Origin of the sequence: Streptomyces lomondensis (genome assembly GCF_014651035.1) — a bacterium.
In the GTDB taxonomy this organism is placed as follows: Bacteria; Actinomycetota; Actinomycetes; order Streptomycetales; family Streptomycetaceae; genus Streptomyces; species Streptomyces lomondensis.
This window is the reverse complement of the sequence record NZ_BMWC01000006.1, coordinates 451,948-474,444: the sequence shown is the minus strand read 5'-3', so window position 1 is coordinate 474,444 and position 22,497 is coordinate 451,948. Positions and strand designations below refer to the sequence as shown.

At 72.6% G+C, this 22,497-nt stretch carries 20 protein-coding genes; 16 read left to right on the top strand and 4 right to left on the bottom strand.

The genetic code is table 11. From position 1 onward, the window contains the following. Nucleotides 1-1,644 (bottom strand): PucR family transcriptional regulator, encoded by a 1,644-nt coding sequence (locus IE255_RS22960; RefSeq protein ID WP_190052240.1) that lies wholly within the window; start codon nucleotides 1,642-1,644, stop codon nucleotides 1-3. Nucleotides 1,645-1,748: 104 nt separating this feature from the next. On the opposite strand from IE255_RS22960, the gene IE255_RS22955 reads away from it, so the two are divergent. Next, nucleotides 1,749-2,705 carry an LLM class F420-dependent oxidoreductase gene (locus tag IE255_RS22955; RefSeq protein ID WP_190052239.1) on the top strand — a complete coding sequence of 319 codons (957 nt, stop codon included), beginning with the start codon at nucleotides 1,749-1,751 and terminating at the stop codon, nucleotides 2,703-2,705. Between the two features lie 24 nt (nucleotides 2,706-2,729). Here IE255_RS22955 and IE255_RS22950 read toward each other — a convergent pair whose 3' ends face one another. Further along, nucleotides 2,730-4,532, bottom strand: a complete 1,803-nt coding sequence (locus IE255_RS22950; protein WP_190052238.1) for a glycoside hydrolase family 15 protein — start codon at nucleotides 4,530-4,532, stop codon at nucleotides 2,730-2,732. 542 nt (nucleotides 4,533-5,074) lie between these two features. Between IE255_RS22950 and pyrG the strand changes: the two genes are divergently transcribed. The 11 genes from pyrG (at nucleotide 5,075) to IE255_RS22895 (ending at nucleotide 18,214) form a co-directional block, all read left to right on the top strand. Next, nucleotides 5,075-6,733: a CTP synthase gene (gene pyrG / locus IE255_RS22945; protein WP_190052273.1), complete on the top strand. Its 1,659-nt coding sequence runs from the start codon at nucleotides 5,075-5,077 to the stop codon at nucleotides 6,731-6,733. 96 nt (nucleotides 6,734-6,829) lie between these two features. Then, on the top strand, nucleotides 6,830-7,456 hold the full coding sequence (locus tag IE255_RS22940; RefSeq protein ID WP_190052237.1) for an NUDIX domain-containing protein: 627 nt from the start codon (nucleotides 6,830-6,832) through the stop codon (nucleotides 7,454-7,456). Between the two features lie 257 nt (nucleotides 7,457-7,713). Then, entirely contained in the window at nucleotides 7,714-9,753 is a 2,040-nt protein-coding gene (locus IE255_RS22935) for a tetratricopeptide repeat protein (protein WP_190052236.1), read from the top strand. 138 nt (nucleotides 9,754-9,891) lie between these two features. Continuing rightward, a complete protein-coding gene (ald, locus tag IE255_RS22930; protein ID WP_190052235.1) occupies nucleotides 9,892-11,016 on the top strand; it encodes an alanine dehydrogenase in 1,125 nt (374 codons plus the stop codon). A 426-nt stretch (nucleotides 11,017-11,442) separates the two neighbouring features. Next, nucleotides 11,443-12,570, top strand: a complete 1,128-nt coding sequence (locus IE255_RS22925) for a ParA family protein (RefSeq protein ID WP_190052234.1) — start codon at nucleotides 11,443-11,445, stop codon at nucleotides 12,568-12,570. Further along, nucleotides 12,555-13,136, top strand: coding sequence for a hypothetical protein (locus tag IE255_RS22920; protein ID WP_190052233.1), 582 nt, complete (start codon nucleotides 12,555-12,557; stop codon nucleotides 13,134-13,136). The genes IE255_RS22925 and IE255_RS22920 overlap by 16 nt, the downstream gene beginning before the upstream one ends. Nucleotides 13,137-13,664: 528 nt before the next feature. Beyond that, nucleotides 13,665-14,669 carry a segregation and condensation protein A gene (locus tag IE255_RS22915; RefSeq protein WP_372487590.1) on the top strand — a complete coding sequence of 335 codons (1,005 nt, stop codon included), beginning with the start codon at nucleotides 13,665-13,667 and terminating at the stop codon, nucleotides 14,667-14,669. After that, nucleotides 14,666-15,355, top strand: a complete 690-nt coding sequence (gene scpB / locus IE255_RS22910; protein WP_190052231.1) for an SMC-Scp complex subunit ScpB — start codon at nucleotides 14,666-14,668, stop codon at nucleotides 15,353-15,355. The genes IE255_RS22915 and scpB overlap by 4 nt, the downstream gene beginning before the upstream one ends. After that, nucleotides 15,355-16,416 (top strand): pseudouridine synthase, encoded by a 1,062-nt coding sequence (locus IE255_RS22905; protein WP_190052230.1) that lies wholly within the window; start codon nucleotides 15,355-15,357, stop codon nucleotides 16,414-16,416. The genes scpB and IE255_RS22905 overlap by 1 nt, the downstream gene beginning before the upstream one ends. Nucleotides 16,417-16,469: 53 nt before the next feature. Beyond that, nucleotides 16,470-17,198, top strand: coding sequence for an NUDIX hydrolase (locus tag IE255_RS22900; protein ID WP_190052229.1), 729 nt, complete (start codon nucleotides 16,470-16,472; stop codon nucleotides 17,196-17,198). Continuing rightward, nucleotides 17,195-18,214, top strand: coding sequence for an ADP-ribosylglycohydrolase family protein (locus IE255_RS22895; protein WP_190052228.1), 1,020 nt, complete (start codon nucleotides 17,195-17,197; stop codon nucleotides 18,212-18,214). The genes IE255_RS22900 and IE255_RS22895 overlap by 4 nt, the downstream gene beginning before the upstream one ends. 4 nt (nucleotides 18,215-18,218) lie before the next feature. Here the strand turns inward: IE255_RS22895 and IE255_RS22890 are convergent, their stop codons facing one another. Further along, nucleotides 18,219-18,899 (bottom strand): nucleotidyltransferase domain-containing protein, encoded by a 681-nt coding sequence (locus IE255_RS22890; protein ID WP_190052227.1) that lies wholly within the window; start codon nucleotides 18,897-18,899, stop codon nucleotides 18,219-18,221. 23 nt (nucleotides 18,900-18,922) lie between these two features. Further along, complete coding sequence (locus tag IE255_RS22885; RefSeq protein WP_190052226.1) at nucleotides 18,923-19,375, bottom strand: Rieske (2Fe-2S) protein; 453 nt, start codon at nucleotides 19,373-19,375, stop codon at nucleotides 18,923-18,925. A gap of 180 nt (nucleotides 19,376-19,555) precedes the next feature. Here IE255_RS22885 and aroH point away from each other — a divergent pair, with 180 nt between their 5' ends. From aroH to IE255_RS22865, 4 genes are all read left to right on the top strand, one after another. Next, on the top strand, nucleotides 19,556-19,918 hold the full coding sequence (aroH, locus tag IE255_RS22880) for a chorismate mutase (RefSeq protein WP_190052225.1): 363 nt from the start codon (nucleotides 19,556-19,558) through the stop codon (nucleotides 19,916-19,918). After that, nucleotides 19,915-21,000, top strand: a complete 1,086-nt coding sequence (locus tag IE255_RS22875; RefSeq protein WP_190052224.1) for a prephenate dehydrogenase — start codon at nucleotides 19,915-19,917, stop codon at nucleotides 20,998-21,000. The genes aroH and IE255_RS22875 overlap by 4 nt, the downstream gene beginning before the upstream one ends. A gap of 150 nt (nucleotides 21,001-21,150) precedes the next feature. Then, complete coding sequence (cmk, locus tag IE255_RS22870; protein ID WP_372487588.1) at nucleotides 21,151-21,813, top strand: (d)CMP kinase; 663 nt, start codon at nucleotides 21,151-21,153, stop codon at nucleotides 21,811-21,813. Next, nucleotides 21,810-22,457, top strand: a complete 648-nt coding sequence (locus IE255_RS22865) for a lysophospholipid acyltransferase family protein (protein ID WP_190052222.1) — start codon at nucleotides 21,810-21,812, stop codon at nucleotides 22,455-22,457. Before cmk ends, IE255_RS22865 begins: the two co-directional genes overlap by 4 nt. The last annotated feature ends 40 nt before the right edge of the window (nucleotides 22,458-22,497 follow it).

Sequence of the window (22,497 nt, the reverse complement as noted above, 5' to 3'; positions counted from 1 at the left end):
CTAGGGGACGTGCCTGCGGGCCCGCAGCGCCAGGCTCAGGGCCAGCACCGTCTGCGGGTCGTCGAGGTCCGTGCCCAGCAGCTCCCCGATGCGCGCCAGCCGGTTGTACAGGGTCTGCCGGTTGAGGTGCAGCTCCCGGGCCGTCTCCGCCTTGCGTCCCGCGTGGGCGAGGTAGGTCGCCAGGGTGGGCAGCAGCGGCGGCCGGGAGCGGCGGTCGTGCTCCAGGAGCGGGCCGAGGGCCCGGTCGACGAAGGCGGCCAGGTCCGGATGGTCGCGCAGCCGCCACAGCAGCAGGTCGATGTCCAGGCGGCGGGCGTCGTACCAGGGCCGGTCCGGCAGGCCCTGGGCCGCCGTGGCCGTCTCGGCGGCGTGCCGCAGGCCCGAAGCCGCCGCCGTCCAGCCGCCGGCCATGCCCACGACCACCACGGGCGGCTGCCCGCCCGGCCCCAGCATCCCGGCCCGCTCCACACCGGCCCGCAGCGCCGCCGCGACCCGGTCGGCGACCGTCGCCCGCTCCGACTCCGAGCGCAGCCCGAGCAGCACCGGCACCCGGCCCTCCACCGGCCGCACCCCGAGCAGCACGGGCACCCCCACCGCCGCCAGCTCCTCCGAGACCGCCCGGGCCAGCACCGCCCAGCCTCCCCCCGGGGACAGGGCGTCCCCCAGCCGCATGACCACCGGCAGCAGGGGGCCGTCGCCCGGCCGGAAACCCAGCACGCGCGCCTGGGCCGGGGCGTCCTCCGCCGTGACCCGGCCCGCGGCGAGGTCCGTGAGGAAGTCGCCGCGCCCCCGCGCCGCGAGTTCCTCCTCCTGCCGCGCCTGCATCAGCACCACGGCCAGGATGCCCGCGGCCCGCTCGGCCGCCATCCGGTGCACGGGCGCCAGGGGTGTCCGGACGGGCAGCAGGACCAGACGCGCGCGGACGCCCCCGCTGCCGGGCCCGCCGCCCGGCACGTCCACGAGCACCGAACCCGCGAGCGGCGGCTCGTCCTGGTGCTGCCCGCGCAGCCCTTCCCACACCTGGAGCGGGTCCGCGCCCTCGGGACCGGCCCCGGCGGCGTACAGCAACTGCCCGTCCGCCGTCTCCAGGAAGACCGGGTTGCCGCCGAAGTCGGCCAGGATGCCGAGCACTTGGGGCACTCCGCCGCCGCCCAGCACGGCCCCCGTACACCGCCGGTGCACCTCCTCGGCCCGCTGGAGCAGCGCGTAGTGGCCGTTGACGATCTCGGTGTGGATCTCCTCCGTGACGGTGACGAACGGCACCTCGCGGTGCAGCTGGACGAGCGGCAGCCCGGCCGAGCGTGCCGTGTCGACGAGAGCCGCGGGCAGCCGCGTGAAGCGCGGGCCGAGTTCCACCACCAGGGCCGCGATGCCGCGCTCGGCCAGGGTGCGCACGAACGCCCGCTGTTCGGCCGGGCGGGTGCCGAGGCCGTAGCCCGTGGTGAGCAGCAGTTCGCCGCCCTTGAGGAGGGAGGCGATGTGCGGCACCTCACCGGCGTGCACCCACCGCACGGTCCGCCCGAGCCGGTCCGCGCCCGCCAGCACCTCGGGCAGCCCGCTGCGCAGCCCGGGCAGCTCCAGTGCCCGCTGCACGGTGATCCCGGAGCCCTGGGTGTCGTACGCGCTGTCCGTCCCGCTGTCCATGGGCCGGACGCTACCCGCGCGGGTGCCTCCCGGACATCTCCGGAGCGGGCCGGGGACGGTCACACCCGGGATTACCGCCTGAGCGACCGGGTACGGGCGCGGTCATGGACATCAGCGTGGTCGCCGTGGGGCGGGAGGACGACAGTCCGGTCGAGGAGCCGTTGCGGGTCGCCGTGCTCGCCGACCGGCTCGGCTACCGGGAGGTGTGGGCGGGCGAGGGGCCGACGTGGGACTCGTTCGTCCTGGCGGCGGCGATCGGCGCGGCCACCGAGCGGGCGGCGCTGACGGCCGGGCCCGTGCCGGTGTCGGTGCGCGACCCGCTCACCATCGTCCGGGGCGCCGCGTCCACCGCGGCCGTCACCGGCCGGCCCGTCGGCGTGGCCCTGGGCACCTCCAGCAAGCGGGTCGTCGAGGGCGTGCACGGCCGGCCGCGGACCCGGCCCGCCGCCGCCCTCGCGGAGTCGGCGGCCCAGGTGCGCGCCCTGATGGACAGCCTGCCGGGCGAGCCGATCGTGCCCGGCAGCGGCTTCCGCCGCCGGCTGCCACCGCCCGGCGGGATGCTCACCGTGGCGGCCTTCGGCGAACGCGCGGTCGCCACGGCCGTCGGACACGCCGACCGGATGCTCCTCGACCTCGTCTCGCCCGAGCAGGTCCGCGTGCTGCGGGCCAGGATGCTCGCGGCCGCCGAGCGGGCGGGCCGTACGCCACCGCGGCTGGCCGCCTGGCTGCCCGCCGCCGTGGACCCCGAGCCGGAGTCGCTCCGGCAGATCCTGCGCAGCGTCGTCGGCTACCTCACCGTGCCGGGCTACAGCGACATGTTCGTCGACGCGGGGCTTGCGGAGGTCGTCGAGCTGGCCGCCAAGGGCGCCGACCCGGACACCCTGCTGCGGGCCCTGCCGCCGGCGGCCGCGGGCACGGTCGCCCTCGTCGGCGACCTCGCCACCGTCCGCGCCCGGGTCGACGCCTACGCGGAGGCCGGGCTCGACGAGATCGCCCTCGTCCCGGCCACCGCGGGCGACCCGGCGGGGGAGCGCACGCTCACGGCCCTCAGGCCGGAGTGACGCCCCCGCGAGCCATCGGCAGGGTCAGCCGCCGTAGGCGCCCGAAGCCGTCAGACGCAGCGCCGTGTCGATCAGCGGCACGTGGCTGAACGCCTGCGGGAAGTTGCCGACCTGGCGCTGGAGGCGCGGGTCCCACTCCTCGGCCAGCAGACCGAGGTCGTTGCGCAGGGACAGCAGCTTCTCGAACAGCTTGCGGGCCTCGTCCACGCGGCCGATCATCGCCAGGTCGTCGGCCATCCAGAACGAGCAGGCGAGGAACGCGCCCTCGTCACCGGGCAGGCCGTCGACGCCCTCGTTGTCGCCCTGCGTCGGGTAGCGCAGGATGAAGCCGTCCGGCGTGGACAGCTCCCGCTGGATCGCCTCGATCGTGCCGATGACGCGCTTGTCGTCCGGCGGCAGGAAGCCCATCTGCGGGATCAGCAGCAGCGAGGCGTCCAGCTCCTTCGAGCCGTAGGACTGCGTGAAGGTGTTGCGTTCCTTGTCGTAGCCCTTCTCGCACACGTCCCGGTGGATGTCGTCGCGCAGTTCCTTCCACCGCTCCAGCGGGCCGTCTGCGTCGCCGGACTCGATCAGCTTGATCGTGCGGTCGACGGCGACCCAGGCCATCACCTTGGAGTGCACGAAGTGGCGGCGCGGGCCGCGCACCTCCCAGATGCCCTCGTCCGGGTCCTGCCAGTGGTCCTCCAGGTAGCGGATCAGCTTGAGCTGGAGCAGCGAGGCGTAGTCGTTGCGCGCCAGGCCCGTCATGTGGGCCAGGTGCAGGGCCTCGGTGACCTCGCCGTACACGTCCAGCTGGAGCTGGTGCGCGGCGCCGTTGCCGACGCGGACCGGGCCGGAGTTCTCGTAGCCGGGCAGCCAGTCCAGCTCGGCTTCGCCCAGCTCCCGCTCGCCGGCGATGCCGTACATGATCTGGAGGTTCTCCGGGTCGCCGGCGACCGCCCTGAGCAGCCACTCGCGCCAGGCGCGGGCCTCCTCGCGGTAGCCGGTGCGCAGCAGCGAGGACAGGGTGATCGCCGCGTCGCGCAGCCACGTGTAGCGGTAGTCCCAGTTGCGGACGCCGCCGATGTCCTCCGGCAGGGAGGTGGTGGGCGCGGCGACGATGCCGCCGGTCGGGGCGTACGTCAGGGCCTTCAGCGTGATCAGCGAGCGGACGACGGCCTCGCGGTAGGGGCCGTGGTACGTGCAGTGGTCCACCCACTCGCGCCAGAAGTCCTCCGTCGCCTCCAGCGACTGCTCCGGCTCGGGCAGCGGCGGCGGCTCCTTGTGCGAGGGCTGCCAGGAGATCGTGAACGCGATCCGGTCACCCGGGGCGACCGTGAAGTCCGCGTAGGTGGTGAGCGACTTGCCGTACGTCTCCGCGGATGTGTCGAACCACACAGAGTCCGGGCCCGCGACCGCCACCGTGCGCCCCTCGTGCTTGTGCACCCACGGCACCACCCGCCCGTAGGAGAACCGCATCCTGAGCGCCGAGCGCATCGGCACCCGGCCCGAGACGCCCTCCACGATCCGGATCAGCTGCGGGGCGCCGTCACGCGGCGGCATGAAGTCGGTCACCCGGACCGTGCCGCGCTGGGTGTCCCACTCGGACTCCAGGATCAGCGAGTCACCGCGGTAGCTGCGCCGGGCGGCGGTGGGCGGCTGCTGGTCGGAGGCGTACGCGGGGCCGAGCCGCCAGAAGCCGTGCTCCTCGTTGCCCAGCAGGCCGGCGAAGATGGCGTGCGAGTCGAAGCGGGGCAGGCACAGCCAGTCGACCGTCCCGTCCCGGCAGACCAGGGCAGCGGTCTGCATGTCTCCGATGAGTGCGTAGTCTTCGATGCGCCCGGCCACGTGCAACTCCAGTCGAACGGCCACGTCACCCCACGAGGGGGCTGTCGCTAGTGCGGTCAAGGGGGTTTTTCAGCAAGTCTTGCAATGCGTCGTTGAGCGATGAAGCAAAACAGGTCACTCAGCCGTGATGCAAAGCGCCAATTGTTGCTCAACGAACTGACGAGCTCACGTTGTTCCGGTGCTTACGGGCGGGGGGTGGTGCCGTTGGGCCGGGCGGGCTCGGCAGCGAGTGTCCGAGCAGGATACGACGCACGCGGATGATCCGGGTGCCCGTCCTGGCAAGGTGAGTACGCCGAACGAGTGAGCAACGGGTGAGAGACCGGTGAGGACGACCCCCTCCGTGTCGGCATGTGCGCGGAGCGTGGCCGGAAGCCATCGCCCCGCAGCGCTGATACGCTGGTAGCCCGTGGACCGGTGGGCCCCTTCCCCGGAGGGGAATCTTCGACAGGGAACCCCCGAACCGCAGCGACGGCACCCCCGGAACCTCCGGCAGGCAGCCGTACCGCACCCCAGACCGCGACCACGGGAGCCCCGTCTTGGCCATGCCGCCCGCCGCTTTTCGTAACTCGACGACCAAGCACATCTTCGTCACCGGGGGTGTCGCCTCCTCGCTCGGCAAGGGCCTGACGGCCTCCAGCCTCGGCATGCTGCTCAAGGCCCGCGGTCTGCGCGTCGTGATGCAGAAGCTCGACCCGTACCTCAACGTCGACCCCGGCACGATGAACCCCTTCCAGCACGGTGAGGTGTTCGTCACCAACGACGGCGCCGAGACCGACCTGGACATCGGCCACTACGAGCGCTTCCTCGACCGCGACCTGGACGGCTCGGCGAACGTCACCACCGGCCAGGTGTACTCGACCGTGATCGCCAAGGAGCGGCGCGGCGAGTACCTGGGCGACACCGTGCAGGTCATCCCGCACATCACGAACGAGATCAAGCACCGCATCCGCCGCATGGCGACGGACGAGGTCGACGTCGTGATCACGGAGGTCGGCGGCACGGTCGGCGACATCGAGTCGCTGCCGTTCCTGGAGACCGTCCGCCAGGTGCGGCACGAGGTCGGCCGCGACAACGTCTTCGTCGTCCATATCTCGCTCCTGCCGTACATCGGCCCCTCGGGTGAGCTGAAGACGAAGCCCACCCAGCACTCGGTTGCGGCCCTGCGCAACATCGGTATCCAGCCGGACGCGATCGTGCTGCGCTGCGACCGCGAGGTGCCCACCGCGATCAAGCGGAAGATCTCGCTGATGTGCGACGTCGACGAGGCCGCCGTCGTCGCCTGCCCCGACGCCCGCTCGATCTACGACATCCCGAAGACCGTGCACGGCGAGGGCCTGGACGCCTACGTCGTCCGCAAGCTGGACCTGCCGTTCCGCGACGTCGACTGGACGACCTGGGACGACCTGCTCGACCGCGTCCACAACCCCGACCACGAGATCACCCTCGCGCTGGTCGGCAAGTACATCGACCTGCCCGACGCCTACCTGTCGGTCACCGAGGCGCTGCGCGCCGGCGGCTTCGCCAACCGCGCCCGCGTGAAGATCAAGTGGGTCACCTCCGACGACTGCAAGACCCCGGCGGGTGCCGCGGCGCAGCTCGGCGACGTCGACGGCATCTGCATCCCCGGCGGCTTCGGCGACCGCGGTGTGCTCGGCAAGGTCGGCGCGATCAAGTTCGCCCGCGAGAACAAGATCCCGCTGCTCGGCCTCTGCCTCGGCCTCCAGTGCATCGTGATCGAGGCCGCGCGGAACCTGGCCGACATCTCCGACGCCAACTCCACCGAGTTCGACCCGGCCACCGCCCACCCGGTCATCTCCACGATGGCCGAGCAGCTCGACATCGTCGCCGGTGAGGGTGACATGGGCGGCACCATGCGGCTCGGCATGTACCCGGCGAAGCTGGCCGAGGGCTCGATCGTGCGCGAGGTGTACGACGGCAAGGAGTACGTCGAGGAGCGCCACCGGCACCGCTACGAGGTGAACAACGCCTACCGCGCCGAGCTGGAGAAGCGGGCGGGCATCCTGTTCTCCGGCACCTCGCCGGACGGCAAGCTCGTCGAGTACGTCGAGTACCCGCGCGACGTCCACCCGTACCTGGTCGCGACCCAGGCGCACCCGGAGCTGCGCTCCCGGCCGACGCGGCCGCACCCGCTGTTCGCCGGGCTCGTCAAGGCCGCGGTCGAGCGGAAGACTTCGAAGTAACACACCAGTTGTACGGTGGCCGGGGTGCGTCCCTTCAAAGGGTGTGCACCCCGGTTTCGTTTCGGCAGGTCGTGTTGGGTACGTGGAAGGACAGGCATGACGATCAAGGACACCCCGGAGGAGTGGGAGATCCGGGCGACGGACACCCCCTTCGTGGGCAACAAGACCTCCGTCCGTACCGACGACGTGGTCATGCCCGACGGCACCGTGGTCGGCCGTGACTACCAGGTCCACCCCGGCTCCGTGGCCGTCCTCGCCCTCGACGAGGCCGACCGTGTCCTGGTCCTGCGCCAGTACCGCCACCCCGTGCGCCACAAGCTGTGGGAGATCCCGGCCGGTCTGCTCGACGTCCCCGGCGAGAACCCGCTGCACGCCGCGCAGCGCGAGCTGTACGAGGAGGCGCACGTCAAGGCCGAGGACTGGCGGGTGCTGACCGACGTCTACACCACCCCCGGCGGCTGCGACGAGGCCGTACGGATCTTCCTCGCGCGTGATCTCTCCGAGGCCGAGGGCGAGCGCTTCGCGGTCGCGGAGGAAGAGGCCGACATGGAACTCGACCGGGTGCCCGTCGCGGACCTGGTCCGGGCCGTGCTGGCCGGCGACCTCCACAACAACTGCCTCGTGGTGGGTGTCCTGTCGCTGGTCGCCGCGCGGGCCGGTGACGGCCTGGACGCGCTGCGCCCGGCGCAGGCGCCGTGGCCGGCGCGTCCGTTCGAGGCGTAGCGCTCCGCTGGAGATGCCGGGAAGGTCGTCGGTCGGGTGCGGCTTTCGCCGTGGCTGGTCGCGCAGTTCCCCGCGCCCCTTTTGGGGCGCGATCCTGACGCTGTCAGTCCTACGATCTGTTGATCCGATCGGGGGATGTGGCCGCCGTGCCTCTCGTGCTCCACCTGGAACGTTGCAGAGCGTGAACTAGGCTCTGGGACACGCCCGAACCGGAGTCCCGGCGGGCTTGCGTGTGCGGTGGGACGGGAGTGTGGCCCGTGGCGGATCAGGTCGTGGAGACAGGCGACGTGCGGCTGACCGGGAACGCTGCCGGGCAGAACCAGTTCCTGGGCCGCACACGGGAGTTGAAGGAACTGCGCGCCGACATTGAGCGCGCCGGACTGGACACGCTGGCCGGCCGCAAGCCGCCCCGCGCCCGTGTCCTGCTCATCGCCGGCCGACCCGGTTCGGGTCGCACCGCACTCGCGGAGGAACTCGCCCGGCAGGTCGCGGACCGTTACCCCGACGGGGTGCTGCGCGCCCGCCTGACCGACGCCGACGGCACCCCCGTACCCGTCGAGCGCGCCGCCCGCGACCTGCTCACCGCCCTGGACGAGGAGGCCCCGGCCGGAGCCTGCGAGGACGACCTCACCGACGCCCTGCGCACCGCCCTCGCCGACCGCCGCGCCCTGCTCCTGCTGGACGACGCGGCCGACGCCGAACAGGTCGACGCCCTGCTGCCCGACGCCCCGGACTGCCTGGTCGTCGCCGTCTCCGAGGGCCCGCTGACCGGCATCTCGGACGTCCGCCCCTGCACCCTGGGCGGCCTGGACGCCAAGTCCGGGGTGGAACTGCTGTCCCGGCACACCGGCTCGGTCCGCATCACCGTCGACCCCCGGGCCGCCGAGGGCCTCGCCGAGGAGTGCCAGGGACAGCCCGCCGCGCTGATGCTGGCCGGCGGCTGGCTCGCGGCCCGCCCCAAGGCGGCCGTCTCCGACCTCGCCAAGCAACTGCGCGCCGAGGAACCCGAGGGAACCGCCCTGAGCCGGGTCTTCCGCCTCGCCTACGCCGCCCTGCCCGCCACCGCCGCCCGGATGCTGCGCCTGCTCGCCCTCGCCCCGGCCGGACTGGTCGACCCGCAGACCGCCTCCGCCCTCGCCGGCTGCTCGGTCGACACCGCCCGCACCACCCTCGACGACTTCGTCGCCCTCGGCTTCCTGCACGCGGTGGACTCGCCGCTGCCGCAGTACGAGGTGCCCGGCTGCCTGCACCCCCTGCTCCGCGTCCTCGCCAAGCACCACGAGCGCCCGGCCGAACTCCAGCTGGCCCGCGCCCGCATGCTGGAGCGGACCGTACGGCTGCTCCAGGCCTGCCGCGCGATCACCGAGACCGACAGCCCCCAGGCACGTCAGAAACTCCTCGACATGCCGCGCGCCCTGCGCTTCCCCACCCCCCGCGCGGCGGCCGACTGGCTGCGCGTGACCCGGCCCGCCCTGCTGGCCTCGGCCCGGCTCGCCGTCGCCGACGGAGAGCTGGACACCCTGGCCCGGCGGCTGATGTCCCAGCTGGTGCGGGCGATGGTGGCGCACATCGGCACCCAGGCGGCGGCGCCCGACCTGTACGGCATCCACAGCCTCGTCCTCGACGTGGCCGAGCGCCGCGACCTGCCCCGCGAGCGCGCCGCCGCCCTGCTGAACCTCGGCGACCTCGACGCCCGCACCGGCCGCACGGCCGACGCCCTGGCGCGCTACCGGGCCGCGCTGGACGCCGGCCGCGAGGTGAACGACCCGTACGCGACCGGCCGCGCGATGGAATCCGTAGGCGGCGCGCACCTGGAACTCGGCGACTTCGACCGGGCCGCCGACTGGTTCGGCCGCGCCCTGGTCGAGCGGCTGGCCCGGGACGAGCGGGCCGACGCCGCCCGGCTGTACGGGCGGATCGCCACCGCCCACACCTACGCCGGCCGCTACGGCGAGGCCCTGCGCAACTGGCGCTCGGCGATCTCCGGCCACCGCAAGAACGGCGACGTGGCCGCCCAGGCGCGGGCCCTGAGCGAGCTGGCCCGGGTCCAGGAGTACGCGGGCCGGCCCGAGGAGTCGCTGCGCACCTGCCGGGAGGCCGTGGAGTGGGCGCGGCGGGCCGAGGACACGCGGTTGCAGGCCGCGCTGCACCTGCGGGTCGCCGACACCCTCGAACACCTCGGCGACCCCGCGTCGGCCGGGCTGCACCGGGGCGCCGCCGAGCGGCTCCTCGGGGAAACAGACCTGGAACAGGAACCTGACGCCTGCGAAATCCGTACCGCATCCGCTGAAGATTGATGCAATGAAAGGCTAGACAGCGGGAACACCTTCATTAGACTGGCTCTGCCGCACGTTCTCCTGCGGTCTCTCCCGGTGCGCCCGTGCGTGCCCGGGTATGTCTAAGAAATACCCCCCATACCCCCTGAGCCAAGGACCGTGATCGACGTGAAGGTCGGCATTCCCCGCGAGGTCAAGAACAACGAGTTCCGGGTGGCCATCACCCCCGCCGGCGTGCACGAGCTGGTGCGTCATGGCCACCAGGTCGTCATCGAGCGCGGCGCCGGTGTCGGCTCCTCGATCACGGACGAGGAGTACGTGGCCGCCGGTGCGCGGATCCTGGACACCGCCGACGAGGTGTGGGCCACGGCCGACCTGCTGCTGAAGGTCAAGGAGCCCATCGCCGAGGAGTACCACCGCCTCCGCAAGGACCAGACGCTCTTCACGTACCTGCACCTGGCCGCCTCCAAGGAGTGCACGGACGCCCTGCTGGAGTCCGGCACCACGGCGATCGCCTACGAGACGGTGGAGCTGCCCAATCGCGCGCTGCCGCTGCTGGCCCCCATGTCCGAGGTCGCGGGCCGGCTCGCCCCGCAGGTCGGCGCCTACCACCTGATGCGCGCCAACGGCGGCCGGGGCGTGCTGCCCGGCGGTGTCCCCGGCGTGCTGGCCGGGCGGGCCGTGGTCATCGGCGGCGGCGTCTCCGGCTGGAACGCCGCGCAGATCGCCATCGGCATGGGTTTCCACGTGACCCTGCTCGACAAGGACATCAACAAGCTCCGCGAGGCGGACAGGATCTTCGGCACGAAGATCCAGACCGTGGTCTCGAACGCCTTCGAACTGGAGAAGGCGTGCCTGGAGGCCGACCTCGTCATCGGCGCGGTGCTGATCCCCGGCGCCAAGGCCCCGAAGCTGGTCACCAACGAGCTGGTCTCGCGGATGAAGCCGGGAAGTGTCCTTGTCGACATCGCGATCGACCAGGGCGGCTGCTTCGAGGACTCGCGTCCGACCACCCACGCCGAGCCGGCCTTCCAGGTCCACAACTCGGTCTTCTACTGCGTCGCCAACATGCCCGGCGCGGTGCCCAACACCTCCACCTACGCGCTGACCAACGCCACGCTGCCGTACATCGTCGAACTGGCCGACCACGGCTGGGCGGGCGCGCTGCGCCGCGACCCCGCGCTGGCCAAGGGCCTCAACACCCATGACGGCAAGGTCGTTTACCGCGAGGTCGCCGAGGCGCACGGCGTGGAGCACGTGGAGCTGTCCTCGCTGCTCGGCTGAGCCGCCCGCCCGGCGCCCGGAGGCCGGTAAGTCGGCTAAGTCACCTGCCGGTAAAGGCGATACGTCAACACAGGCCGTCAACGCCGCGCACCCGGCCGGACCTTGCCCGACAAGGTCCGGCCGGATGTGTGTATGGTCACTTCGCGATTCTCGGGCAACTCGCCTCGAACGTAACCCTTCAACCGATTCGCACACCGGTGAAACCTGCCGTGCGACGGCCGTACGCCCTTGACAGAGGGATGTTTCATTGCCGACACATCGGGCCGGGTCCGGCGGATTGTGTTGCTGCGGACGCCCGACACGCCATAGAGTCGCCAACCGTCGGCATGGTGCCACGCTGACCTGTCTAGAAGTTTCCTGGTCACCAAGGAGGTAAGACGACTTGTGAATGAGTCGACATTTACTCCCGGGGGTGGTCAACCAGGAATGCCTGCACGGGGCCAGGGCTCCGCGGGGTTCGAGGCTGTCGGCTCCGTCGCTGTGCGCACCTTCGCAGCCCACCAGAGTCAGCAGGCGACTCACACAGCACACCAGAAGATGGATGGCCATCACGTGAACGCCATGGCCGGCGACGGAAGTGGCGCGCCCCACAACCACTTCGCCGACTACGACGAACTGCCCGAGGGGCACTTCTACGACCCCGACGCGGAGTACGAGCCCGACCCCGAGTACGCGGCCACTCTCGCGCCCGACGCGGCCAGACAGCGCCGGGAGCGCATCGGCCCGACCGGGCGTCCGCTGCCGTACTTCCCGATCCCGGGCCCGCTGACCGACCACGGACCCGCGAAGATCATCGCGATGTGCAACCAGAAGGGCGGCGTGGGCAAGACGACGTCGACCATCAACCTGGGTGCCGCGCTCGCGGAGTACGGACGCCGGGTCCTGCTCGTGGACTTCGACCCGCAGGGCGCGCTGTCGGTCGGACTCGGCGTCAACCCGATGGAACTCGACCTCACCGTCTACAACCTGCTCATGGAGCGGGGGATGGCGGCCGACGAGGTGCTGCTGAAGACGGCGGTCCCCAACATGGACCTGCTGCCCAGCAACATCGACCTGTCGGCGGCCGAGGTCCAGCTCGTCTCCGAGGTCGCCCGCGAGTCGACGCTGCAGCGCGCCCTGAAGCCGCTGCTGCCCGACTACGACTTCATCGTCATCGACTGCCAGCCCTCGCTCGGCCTGCTCACGGTGAACGCCCTGACGGCCGCGCACAAGGTGATCGTGCCGCTGGAGTGCGAGTTCTTCGCCCTCCGTGGTGTGGCCCTGCTGACGGAGACCATCGAGAAGGTCCAGGAGCGGCTCAACCCCGACCTGGAGCTCGACGGGATCCTCGCCACGATGTACGACTCGCGCACGGTGCACAGCCGTGAGGTGCTCGCGCGTGTCGTCGAGGCGTTCGACGACCACGTCTACCACACGGTCATCGGGCGCACGGTCCGCTTCCCGGAGACCACGGTCGCCGGTGAGCCGATCACCACGTACGCCTCCAACTCCGTCGGTGCCGCCGCCTATCGCCAGCTCGCCAGGGAGGTGCTCGCCCGGTGTCACGCCGAGTGAGTCTGCCGGGGGCCGACGAACTCTTCCGTACGACAGGGGGGATGGCGCTCCAGTCGTCCACGCCCAGGCGTCCGGCCAACGGCGACGCCCGGGTGCCCGCTCCGGCGGGCGAGGGCGACGCGGCGGCGGTCGCGGGCGCGGAGGACGTGCCGCAGTCGGTGCCCGCGCAGGGCGGCGACGGCGAGGGCGCGGAGCATGTCGCGGCGGACGCGGAGCCGGCTGACGCCGGGGAGTCCCGCAGCCGTTCCGGCTCCGGCCGTCGGCAGGCGGCGCAGGAAGGTTCTGCCGCCGGTGCGGCCGGTGCCGCCGCGGCGGCACCCCGTAAGCGCGGGCGGGCCGCAGCGCGCCGTCCCAGCGGCCGTGAGCGGCACGACGAGAAGATCACGGTGTACGTGTCGGCCGAGGAGCTCATGGACCTGGAGCACGCCCGTCTCGTGCTCCGCGGCGAGCACGGCCTGGCCGTCGACCGCGGGCGCATCGTCCGCGAGGCGGTCGCCGTGGTCCTGGCCGACCTGGAGACCCGCGGGGACGCCAGCATCCTCGTACGACGACTGCGCGGGCGGTAGCGGTAGCCTGCGGGGGCCATGACCTCGAACGCCTCCCCACCTCCCCCCGGCGGCCCTCCCGGCCGCCGGCGCGCGCTGGGGCGGGGGCCGGGCGCTCCGCGGGTGGCTCCGCCGGCCGAGCCGATGGACGCGGTCGAACTGGCGGACGTGGTCGAGTCGACGGGCTCGGTGGAGCCGACGGACGCGGTCGTGCCCGGTGCGCTGCCTGCGGACGCCGTCGGCTCGGGCGGGCCGCGCGAGGGGACCGGGGCTGCGGGGTCGGCCGGGGGCTCCGACGGGACCGGTGGTGCCGAGTCGGGCGTGGGGTTCGACGGGACCGGTGGTGCCGGGTCCGGCGTAGGGGCCGCGGAGGCGGTGGGCGAACCGGGCCGGCCGGAGTACGCGGCTGGGCCTCCCCGGGCGGAATCCGCGCCCGGTGGTGCCGGGGCGGGGCGTGAGGGCGTTTCCCAGGAGGTGGACCACGCGTCCGGGCCGGGGCCCGAGGCCGGTCGTGCGGTGGCGGGGCGTGAGCGTCCCGCCTCCGGGCCCGTGGCGGCGGCTGGGACCGTCGGCCCGGCCGCCGGGCCCGTCGGGACCGGGGCGCGGCGCGAGACGCTCGCTTCCGCCTCTGTGGGCGATGTCGCCGGTCCGGAGCCGGAAGCCCAGGGGGTGCCCCCACAGGGCGTCGCCGCCGGTGGCCTGAGCGACTCGGGAGACACCGCCCGGCCGCCGGCCGACGGCGATGACGGGATCTTCAGGGTCCGGCTCTCGAACTTCGAAGGCCCCTTCGATCTGCTGCTTCAGCTGATCTCCAAGCACAAGCTGGACGTCACCGAGGTCGCGCTGTCGAAGGTGACCGACGAGTTCATGGCGTACATCCGGGCGATGGGGCCGGACTGGGATCTGGACGAGACGACCGAGTTCCTCGTGGTCGCGGCCACCCTGCTCGATCTGAAGGCGGCCCGGCTGCTGCCCGCCGCCGAGGTGGAGGACGAGGCCGACCTCGCGTTGCTGGAGGCACGGGACCTGCTGTTCGCGCGGCTGCTCCAGTACCGCGCGTACAAGCAGATCGCCGACATCTTCAGCGGGCGGCTCGACGACGAGGCCCGGCGCTATCCGCGTACCGTCGGGCTGGAGCCGCACCACGCCGAGCTGCTGCCCGAGGTCGTCATCAGCATCGGCGCCGAAGGGTTCGCCAAGCTCGCCGTGAAGGCGATGCAGCCCAAGCCCAAGCCGCAGGTGTACGTCGACCACATCCACGCCCCGCTGGTCAGTGTGCAGGAGCAGGCGGGGATCGTCGTCGCGCGGCTCCGGGAGCTCGGCGAGGCCAGCTTCCGGGAACTTGTCGAGGACACCGACGACACCCTGACCGTCGTGGCCCGGTTCCTCGCGCTGCTGGAGCTGTACCGCGAGAAGGCCGTCGCGCTGGAGCAGGAGGCCGCGCTCGGGGAGCTGCTGGTGCGGTGGACCGGCGGGGACGGGGACGAGACACCGACCGTCACCGACGAGTTCGACCGGCCGCCCGAGCCGCCGAAGGAGGAGAAGAAGGCGTGAGCCGAGAAGCCACCGAGACCCCGGCCGGGCTGCGTGACGTCGCCGGCCTCGACCTCAAGCCCGCCCTGGAGGCGGTCCTCATGGTCGTGGACGAGCCCGCGACCGAGGAGCACCTCGCGAAGATACTGGAGCGGCCGAAGCGCCAGATCGCGGACGCGCTGCGCGAGCTGGCCGACGAGTACACCGTCCAGGGCCGCGGCTTCGAGTTGCGGTTCGTCGCGAACGGCTGGCGGTTCTACACCCGCGCCGCGTACGCGCCCGCCGTCGAGCGCTTCGTGCTGGACGGCCAGCAGGCCCGCCTCACCCAGGCCGCCCTGGAGACCCTGGCCGTCGTCGCCTACCGCCAGCCGGTCAGCCGCAGCCGGGTCTCGGCCGTCCGCGGAGTCAACTGCGACGGCGTCATGCGCACCCTCCTGCAGCGCGGTCTGATAGAGGAGGCGGGCACGGAACCCGAAACAGGTGCGATCCTGTACAGGACGACGAACTACTTCCTGGAACGGATGGGCCTGCGCGGTCTGGACGAGCTCCCGGAGCTCGCGCCCTTCCTCCCGGAGGCGGAGGCGATCGAGGCCGAGACCCAGGAGGGCGTACCGTCGTTCGACCCGGACGCGCCAGACGACGACGCGCCGGGCCGCCGCCCGGCCACCCCGGGTACCGACGACGAAGACGACCAGACGGAACTTTGATGCGAAGCAGCGGCAGCGGCAAGAGCGGCGGGCGCGGTAACCACCGCGGCGCCGGCAACGACAGGGACCAGAAGCAGGGGCAGGGCCGCCCCCGCAAGCCCCGCCCCGAGGAGCGCCGCTACGACGTGGGCCCCGGGGCGACCAAGGACGGCCCCAAGGCCGGGCGCGGCGGTGCCGCGCGCGGCGGCGCCAAGGGCGGGCCCAAGCAGCCCCAGAAGCAGGGGCGTACGGCCCCGGCGCGCCCGCGCGAGTACGAGGCGCAGATCGAGGAGCGCAACCGCGACCGGTACGCGGGGAAGAAGGAGGTCAAGCTCCCGAAGACCTTCCCCGGCGCCGAGCAGGAGGGCGAGCGGATCCAGAAGGTCCTCGCGCGGGCGGGCTTCGGCTCCCGGCGCGCGTGCGAGGAGCTGATCGAGGAGGCCCGGGTCGAGGTCAACGGCGAGATCGTCCTGGAGCAGGGGCGGCGCGTCGACCCGGAGAAGGACGAGATCAAGGTCGACGGACTGACCGTCGCCACGCAGAGCTACCAGTTCTTCGCGCTGAACAAGCCCGCCGGGGTCGTCTCCACCATGGAGGACCCGGAGGGGCGACAGTGCCTCGGTGACTACGTCACCAACCGCGAGACCCGGCTCTTCCACGTGGGCCGGCTCGACACCGAGACCGAGGGTGTCATCCTGCTCACCAACCACGGCGAGCTGGCCCACCGGCTGACCCACCCCAAGTACGGCGTGAAGAAGACCTACCTCGCGCACATCGTCGGTCCGATCCCGCGCGACCTGGGCAAGCAGCTCAAGGACGGCATCCAGCTGGAGGACGGCTACGCGCGCGCGGACCACTTCCGGGTCGTCCAGCAGACCGGCAAGAACTACCTCGTCGAGGTCACCCTGCACGAGGGCCGCAAGCACATCGTGCGCCGGATGCTGGCGGAGGCCGGCTTCCCGGTCGACAAGCTGGTGCGGGTCGCCTTCGGGCCGATCACCCTGGGCGACCAGAAGTCGGGCTGGCTGCGGCGGCTGTCCAACACGGAGGTCGGGATGCTGATGCAGGAAGTCGACCTCTAGACCTTGTGACCCACGAACACCCCCTTTTATAGTCGTGCTGACTATAAAAGGGGGTGTTCGTCGTGGACGGCTACGACAAGTACGCCCACGAACCCTTCGCCGTCACCGTCGACCTCGCCGTGTTCACCCTCCGCCAGGGCACGCTGCACGTCCTGCTCGTCGAGCGCGGGCAGGAGCCGTACGCCGGGCACTGGGCGCTGCCCGGCGGGTTCGTGCTGCCGGACGAGTCCGCGGAGACGGCCGCCCGGCGTGAACTCGCCGAGGAGACCGGCCTGTCGGACGTCTCGGGGCTGCATCTGGAGCAGCTGCGGACGTACAGCGAACCCGGCCGCGACCCCCGGATGCGGGTCGTGTCGATCGCCTTCGCCGCACTGCTGCCCGACGCGCCCGAGGCGCACGGCGGCAGCGACGCGGCGCGGGCCGACTGGGTGCCGTACGGCACGGCGGGGCCGCTCGCCTTCGACCACGACCGGATCCTGGCCGACGCCCATGAGCGCGTCGGCGCCAAGCTCGAGTACACCTGCCTCGCCACCGCCTGCTGCCCGCCCGAGTTCACCCTCGGCGAGCTCCAGCAGGTCTACGAGACCGTGTGGGGCACCGCGCTCGACCGGCCCAATTTCCGGCGCAAGGTGCTCGCCACGCCCGGCTTCGTCGAACCCGTCCCCGGTGCCGCCCGGCTGACCGGCGGCCGGGGCAAACCCGCCGCGCTGTACCGCGCCGGGACCGCCACCACCCTCCATCCGCCTCTCCTCCGGCCACCCCGGGAAGGACGCCCCGCATGACCACGCTCGTTCACAAGCAAGCCGCCACCGGAGCGCTGACAGGGCTCGCCCTCGGGGATGCGCTCGGGTACCCGGCCGAGTTCAACGACGTGCCGACGATCCTCGCCAAGCACGGGCCCTGGCGGGAGCTGGCGCTGCCGAAGCACGCCTACGTCTCGGACGACACGCAGATGACGCTGGCGGTGGGGCGGGCGGTGCGCACGGCCATGGACCGGGGGCTGCTGACTCCGTACGGGCTGGTCCGGACCCTGCGTGAGGAGTTCGTGGACTGGTACCAGTCCCCGGAGAACAACCGGGCTCCCGGCCGGACCTGTCTCAGGGCCTGCTCGCTGCTGAAGGACGAGGCCCGGCCCTGGCAGGACGCCAGCCAGATCGATTCCAAGGGCTGCGGTGCCAACATGCGCGTCGCGCCCCTGGGCCTGGTCCCCGGACTGAGCGACGAACAGCGCGCGGGCGCCGCCCAGTTGCAGTCCGCGCTGACCCACGGGCATCCCACCGCCCTGGCCGCCTCCGACCTCACCGCGCACGCCGTACGCCTGCTCGCGCAGGGGGCCGAGCCGGCCGCGCTGGTCGGTCTGCTCCGTGCGTACGCGCTGGAGAACCGCAGCCGCTACCACGAGCGCTGGCTCGGCGACCTATGGCGCCGCGCCCAGGATTCGAGCCCCGGGCAGTTCATCACGCGCGGCTGGGACGAGTGCCTGGAGATCCTCGACCGCCTCCAGTACGCCGTGCGCACCGTCTCGCTCGAGGACGACCCGTGCCTGGCCACCGGCGAGGGCTGGATCGCCGAGGAGGCCCTGGCGACCGGGCTGCTGTGCTTCCTGCTCTTCCCCGACGAGCCGGTGACCGCCCTGCGCCGCGCCGCCTGCACCGCCGGCGACTCGGACTCGATCGCCTGCCTGGCCGGGGCGTTCGCCGGTGCCTACCTGGGCGCGGAGGCCTGGCCGAGCGACTGGGCCGACCGCGTCGAGTACCGCACCGACCTGCTGACCCTGGGGGCGCTCTGGGACGCCTGAAGCGCTACAGGGCCGAGGACCGGCGGACCCGGATGAGGAAGTCCTCCACGCGCCGCCGGTCCGGCTCCGCCGGGAGCGGGCTGCGGCCGGCGGCCTCGTGTGCCTCCCGCTCCAGGCGGGCCATCCGGGACTCGACCTCGGACCAGGGCACCTCGCCGCGCTTCACCGCGAGCAGCGGCTCCCGGTGGTCCCCGACGTCGACGGTGAGGGCGCCCGTGCGCAGCAGGTCCCGTGCGCTGACGAGCAGGCGCAGCAGATGCATCGCGTGCTTCCAGCGCGGGGCGCCGTGGATGCGGACATCGGCCTCCAGCTTGCGGCGCTGGCTGTGCGCGTACCGCGTGAACGTCTCGTGGACCCGCCGGGACAGGAACGCCTCCCGCAGGGCGAGAAGCTCGCGGCCGGTGGCGTCGGCGTACTCCACGAGCGGGGAGTGCAGGCACTCCAGGATGTTCGGGTTGGCGCGCAGGGCCAGCTCGCAGAACCGCTCCAGCTCCCAGCTGAACTGCTCCTCGCCCGGCCCCTCGACATGCGTCGGCGGCTTGTCGAAGCGCCAGAACAGAGGTGTGGGGGCCAGGAAGACGCCGCGGCGGTCGGTGTCGCTGCCGTCCGTCGCCAGCCCGAAGGCGCGCGAACCCATCACACAGGCGTAGATCGTGTGGTCGCGTACCAGGGTCTCGGGCTGCATGCCCGGGAGCGTACGCGGGAGCCTCAGGTCAGCCGCACCGAATTTCCCTCCACGGTGATCTGCTCGGCGGGCAGCGGCCGGGTCGCCGGGCCGCCCGCCACCGAGCCGTCCGCGATACGGAACTTGCTGCCGTGGCAGACGCAGTTGATGGTGCCGTCGGAGACGGACGCCACCGTGCAGCGCTGGTGGGTGCAGATCGCCGAGAACGCCTTGAACCGGCCCTGCTCCGGCTGGGTCACCACGACCTGCTCGTCCTTGAAGATCTTGCCGCCGCCGACCGGGATCTCGTCGGTGGAGGCCAGCTCCTGGCCGGCGGGGGCGCCCGTCTCCTGCCCGGTGGCCCCCTGGTCGGTGGGGGTGTCCGTCGACGCGGAGCCGTTGTCGCCGCCGCCCCCGCCGCAGGCCGCGACGAGCGCCACGGCGCCCGTCGCGCCCGTCGCGAGGAGGACCGTGCGGCGTGTCGTGCTGGGAGTCATGTCATCACTCCGAGGATGCCGAAGGGGGATAAATCGGAAATAGCTGCATACTGGCACCGAACATGCCCCAGGAGAAGCAACCTCGGCGTCTCACCCGGCGGGCGCCGCGCCCCCGGGCCGCGCGGGCTGACTAGGCTGGACGGACGCAGAGCGACCCGCACATCAGCAAGGAGCAGCGCCGTGGCGGTACGAGCGGTCCGGGGGGCCGTCCAACTCGAACGGGACGAGGCCGGGCACATGGACGAGCAGGTCGGAGCCCTGCTCACGGCCATCCTGGAGCGCAACGACCTCACCGCCGACGACCTGATCAGCATCTGGTTCACGGCCACGCCCGACCTGCACAGCGACTTCCCGGCCGCCGCCGCCCGCAAGCTCGGCATCGTCGACGTCCCGCTGATCTGCGCCCAGGAACTCGACATCGAGGGCGCCATGCCGCGCGTCGTCCGGGTCCTCGCGCACATCGAGTCCGACCGGCCCCGCGCCGACATCGCCCACGTCTACCTCGGCGCCGCGGGCGCCCTGCGCAAGGACATCGCCCAGTGAGGACCGCACTCGTCATCGGCACCGGGCTGATCGGCACGTCCGCCGCCCTCGCCCTGTCCCAGCGGGGTGTCACCGTGCACCTCGCCGACCCCGACCCCGAGCAGGCCCGTACGGCGGCCGCGCTGGGCGCCGGCACGGACGAGGCGCCGGACGGGCCCGTCGACCTCTCGATCGTGGCCGCCCCGCCCGCGCACGTGGCCGACGTGCTCGCCGACGCCATGGGCCGCGGCCTGGCGCGCGGCTACCTCGACGTCGCCAGCGTCAAGGGCGGGCCGCGCCGCGAGCTGGAGGCACGCGGCCTGGACCTGGCGCCCTACATCGGCACGCACCCCATGTCGGGCCGCGAGAAGTCCGGCCCGCTGGCCGCGACCGGCGACCTCTTCGAGGGCCGCCCCTGGGTGCTGACCCCGACCCGGGACACCGACACCGAGGTGCTGAACCTCGCCCTGGAGCTGGTCTCGCACTGCCGTGCCGTGCCGGTCGTGATGGACGCCGACGCCCACGACCGTGCCGTCGCCCTCGTCTCCCACATGCCCCACCTGGTCTCCAGCCTGGTCGCCGCGCGCCTGGAGCACGCCGAGGAGTCCGCCGTTCGGCTGTGCGGGCAGGGCATCCGGGACGTCACCCGGATCGCCGCCTCCGACCCCAGGATGTGGATCGACATCCTCTCCGCGAACCCCGGGCCGGTCGCCGACCTGCTCACGGACGTCGCCGCCGACCTGGAGGAGACCGTGCGGGCCCTGCGCGCGCTGGAGTCCTCCGACGACCACAAGCGCCGTGAGGGCACCACCGGCATCGAGGACGTCCTGCGGCGCGGCAACGCCGGACAGGTCCGCGTCCCCGGCAAGCACGGGTCCGCGCCGCGGGCCTACGAGGTCGTGGCCGTGCTCATCGACGACCAGCCGGGGCAGCTGGCCCGGATCTTCGCGGACGCGGGCAGGGCGGGCGTCAACATCGAGGACGTGCGGATCGAGCACGCGACGGGGCAGCAGGCCGGTCTGGTGCAGTTGATGGTGGAGCCGAAGGCGGCGCCTGTGCTGTCCGCCGCGCTGCGGGAGCGGGGCTGGGCGATCCGGCAGTAGCTCGCGTGGTGCCGTGGGTGGGCTGGAGGGGGCTGGTCCCCGCTGTGCCAGATGAGTGACACGAACCCAGTAACCTTGTGCGGGGCAGTCGCGCCCTCATCCCCGCCAGCCCGGTCCAGGAAGGTCCCCACTGTGGAAAGCGCCACGCCAGTGATTGTCGCCATCGACGGCCCGTCCGGCACGGGCAAGTCGAGCACCTCGAAGGCCGTGGCGGCGCAGCTCGGGCTGAGCTACCTGGACACCGGCGCCCAGTACCGGGCGATCACCTGGTGGATGGTGAACAACGGCATCGACATCGAGGACCCGGCGGCGATCGCGGCCGCGGCCGGCAAGCCCGAGATCGTCTCCGGGACGGACCCGCAGGGCCCCACCATCACCGTCGACGGCGTCGACGTGGCCGGCCCGATCCGCACCCAGGAGGTCACCTCCAAGGTCAGCGCGGTCAGCGCGGTGCCCGAGGTGCGGGCCCGGATCACCGAGCTCCAGCGCTCGATCGCCGCCTCCGCGGCCGACGGCATCGTGGTCGAGGGACGTGACATCGGCACGACCGTGCTGCCCGACGCCGACCTGAAGATCTTCCTCACCGCCTCCGCGGAGGCCCGCGCCGCCCGCCGCAGCGGTGAGCTGAAGGGCGCCGACGTGCACTCCACCCGGGAGGCCCTGATCAAGCGGGACGCGGCCGACTCCAGCCGCAAGACCTCGCCGCTCGCCAAGGCGGACGACGCGGTCGAGGTGGACACCACCGAGCTGACGCTGGCCCAGGTCATCGAGTGCGTCGTCACCCTCGTCGAGGAGAAGCGGGCCGGAAAGTGACCGAACTGCCTTCGGTGCGGGGCGCCGAGGTCGGGCGGCGCATCGGCGTCGGCCTGATGTACGGGCTGTGGAAGCCGCGCGTGCTCGGCGCCTGGCGGGTGCCCACGACCGGCCCGGTGATCTTCGCCGTCAACCACTCCCACGCCATCGACGGCCCGATGGTCATGGGCGTGGCGCCCCGGCCGACGCACTTCCTGATCAAGAAGGAGGCGTTCGTCGGCCCGCTCGACCCGTTCCTGACCGGCATCGGCCAGCTGAAGGTGGACCGCGACACCACCGACCGCACGGCGATCACCCGGGCGCTCGGCGTCCTGGACAACGGCGGCGTGCTCGGCATCTTCCCGGAGGGCACCCGGGGCGAGGGCGACTTCGCCTCGCTGCGCGCCGGGCTCGCCTACTTCGCGGTGCGCAGCGGCGCCCCGATCGTGCCGGTCGCGGTGCTGGGAAGTTCCGACCGGCCGGGACGGTTGATAAAGGGGCTGCCTCCGCTGCGGTCCCGTGTCGACGTCGTCTTCGGCGAGCCCTTCGACGCGGGCGACGGCAGCGGGCGCCGTACGCGCAAGGCGCTGGACGAGGCCACCGGGCGCATCCAGAAGCAGCTCGCCGCCCACCTGGAAAACGCCAGGCGCCTCACCAGGCGCTAGGCGACACTGAGTAGTGGATCAGCCCGGACACCAGCGGGTA

Excerpts from the sequence above, each read along its gene's own strand:
- IE255_RS22960 (WP_190052240.1), bottom strand. The coding sequence starts at position 1,644 with ATGGACAGCGGGACGGACAGCGCGTACGACACCCAGGGCTCCGGGATC.
- IE255_RS22955 (WP_190052239.1), top strand. The coding sequence starts at position 1,749 with ATGGACATCAGCGTGGTCGCCGTGGGGCGGGAGGACGACAGTCCGGTC.
- pyrG (WP_190052273.1), top strand. The coding sequence starts at position 5,075 with ATGCCGCCCGCCGCTTTTCGTAACTCGACGACCAAGCACATCTTCGTC.
- IE255_RS22940 (WP_190052237.1), top strand. The coding sequence starts at position 6,830 with ATGACGATCAAGGACACCCCGGAGGAGTGGGAGATCCGGGCGACGGAC.
- IE255_RS22925 (WP_190052234.1), top strand. The coding sequence starts at position 11,443 with ATGCCTGCACGGGGCCAGGGCTCCGCGGGGTTCGAGGCTGTCGGCTCC.
- IE255_RS22905 (WP_190052230.1), top strand. The coding sequence starts at position 15,355 with ATGCGAAGCAGCGGCAGCGGCAAGAGCGGCGGGCGCGGTAACCACCGC.
- IE255_RS22895 (WP_190052228.1), top strand. The coding sequence starts at position 17,195 with ATGACCACGCTCGTTCACAAGCAAGCCGCCACCGGAGCGCTGACAGGG.
- IE255_RS22890 (WP_190052227.1), bottom strand. The coding sequence starts at position 18,899 with ATGCAGCCCGAGACCCTGGTACGCGACCACACGATCTACGCCTGTGTG.
- IE255_RS22885 (WP_190052226.1), bottom strand. The coding sequence starts at position 19,375 with ATGACTCCCAGCACGACACGCCGCACGGTCCTCCTCGCGACGGGCGCG.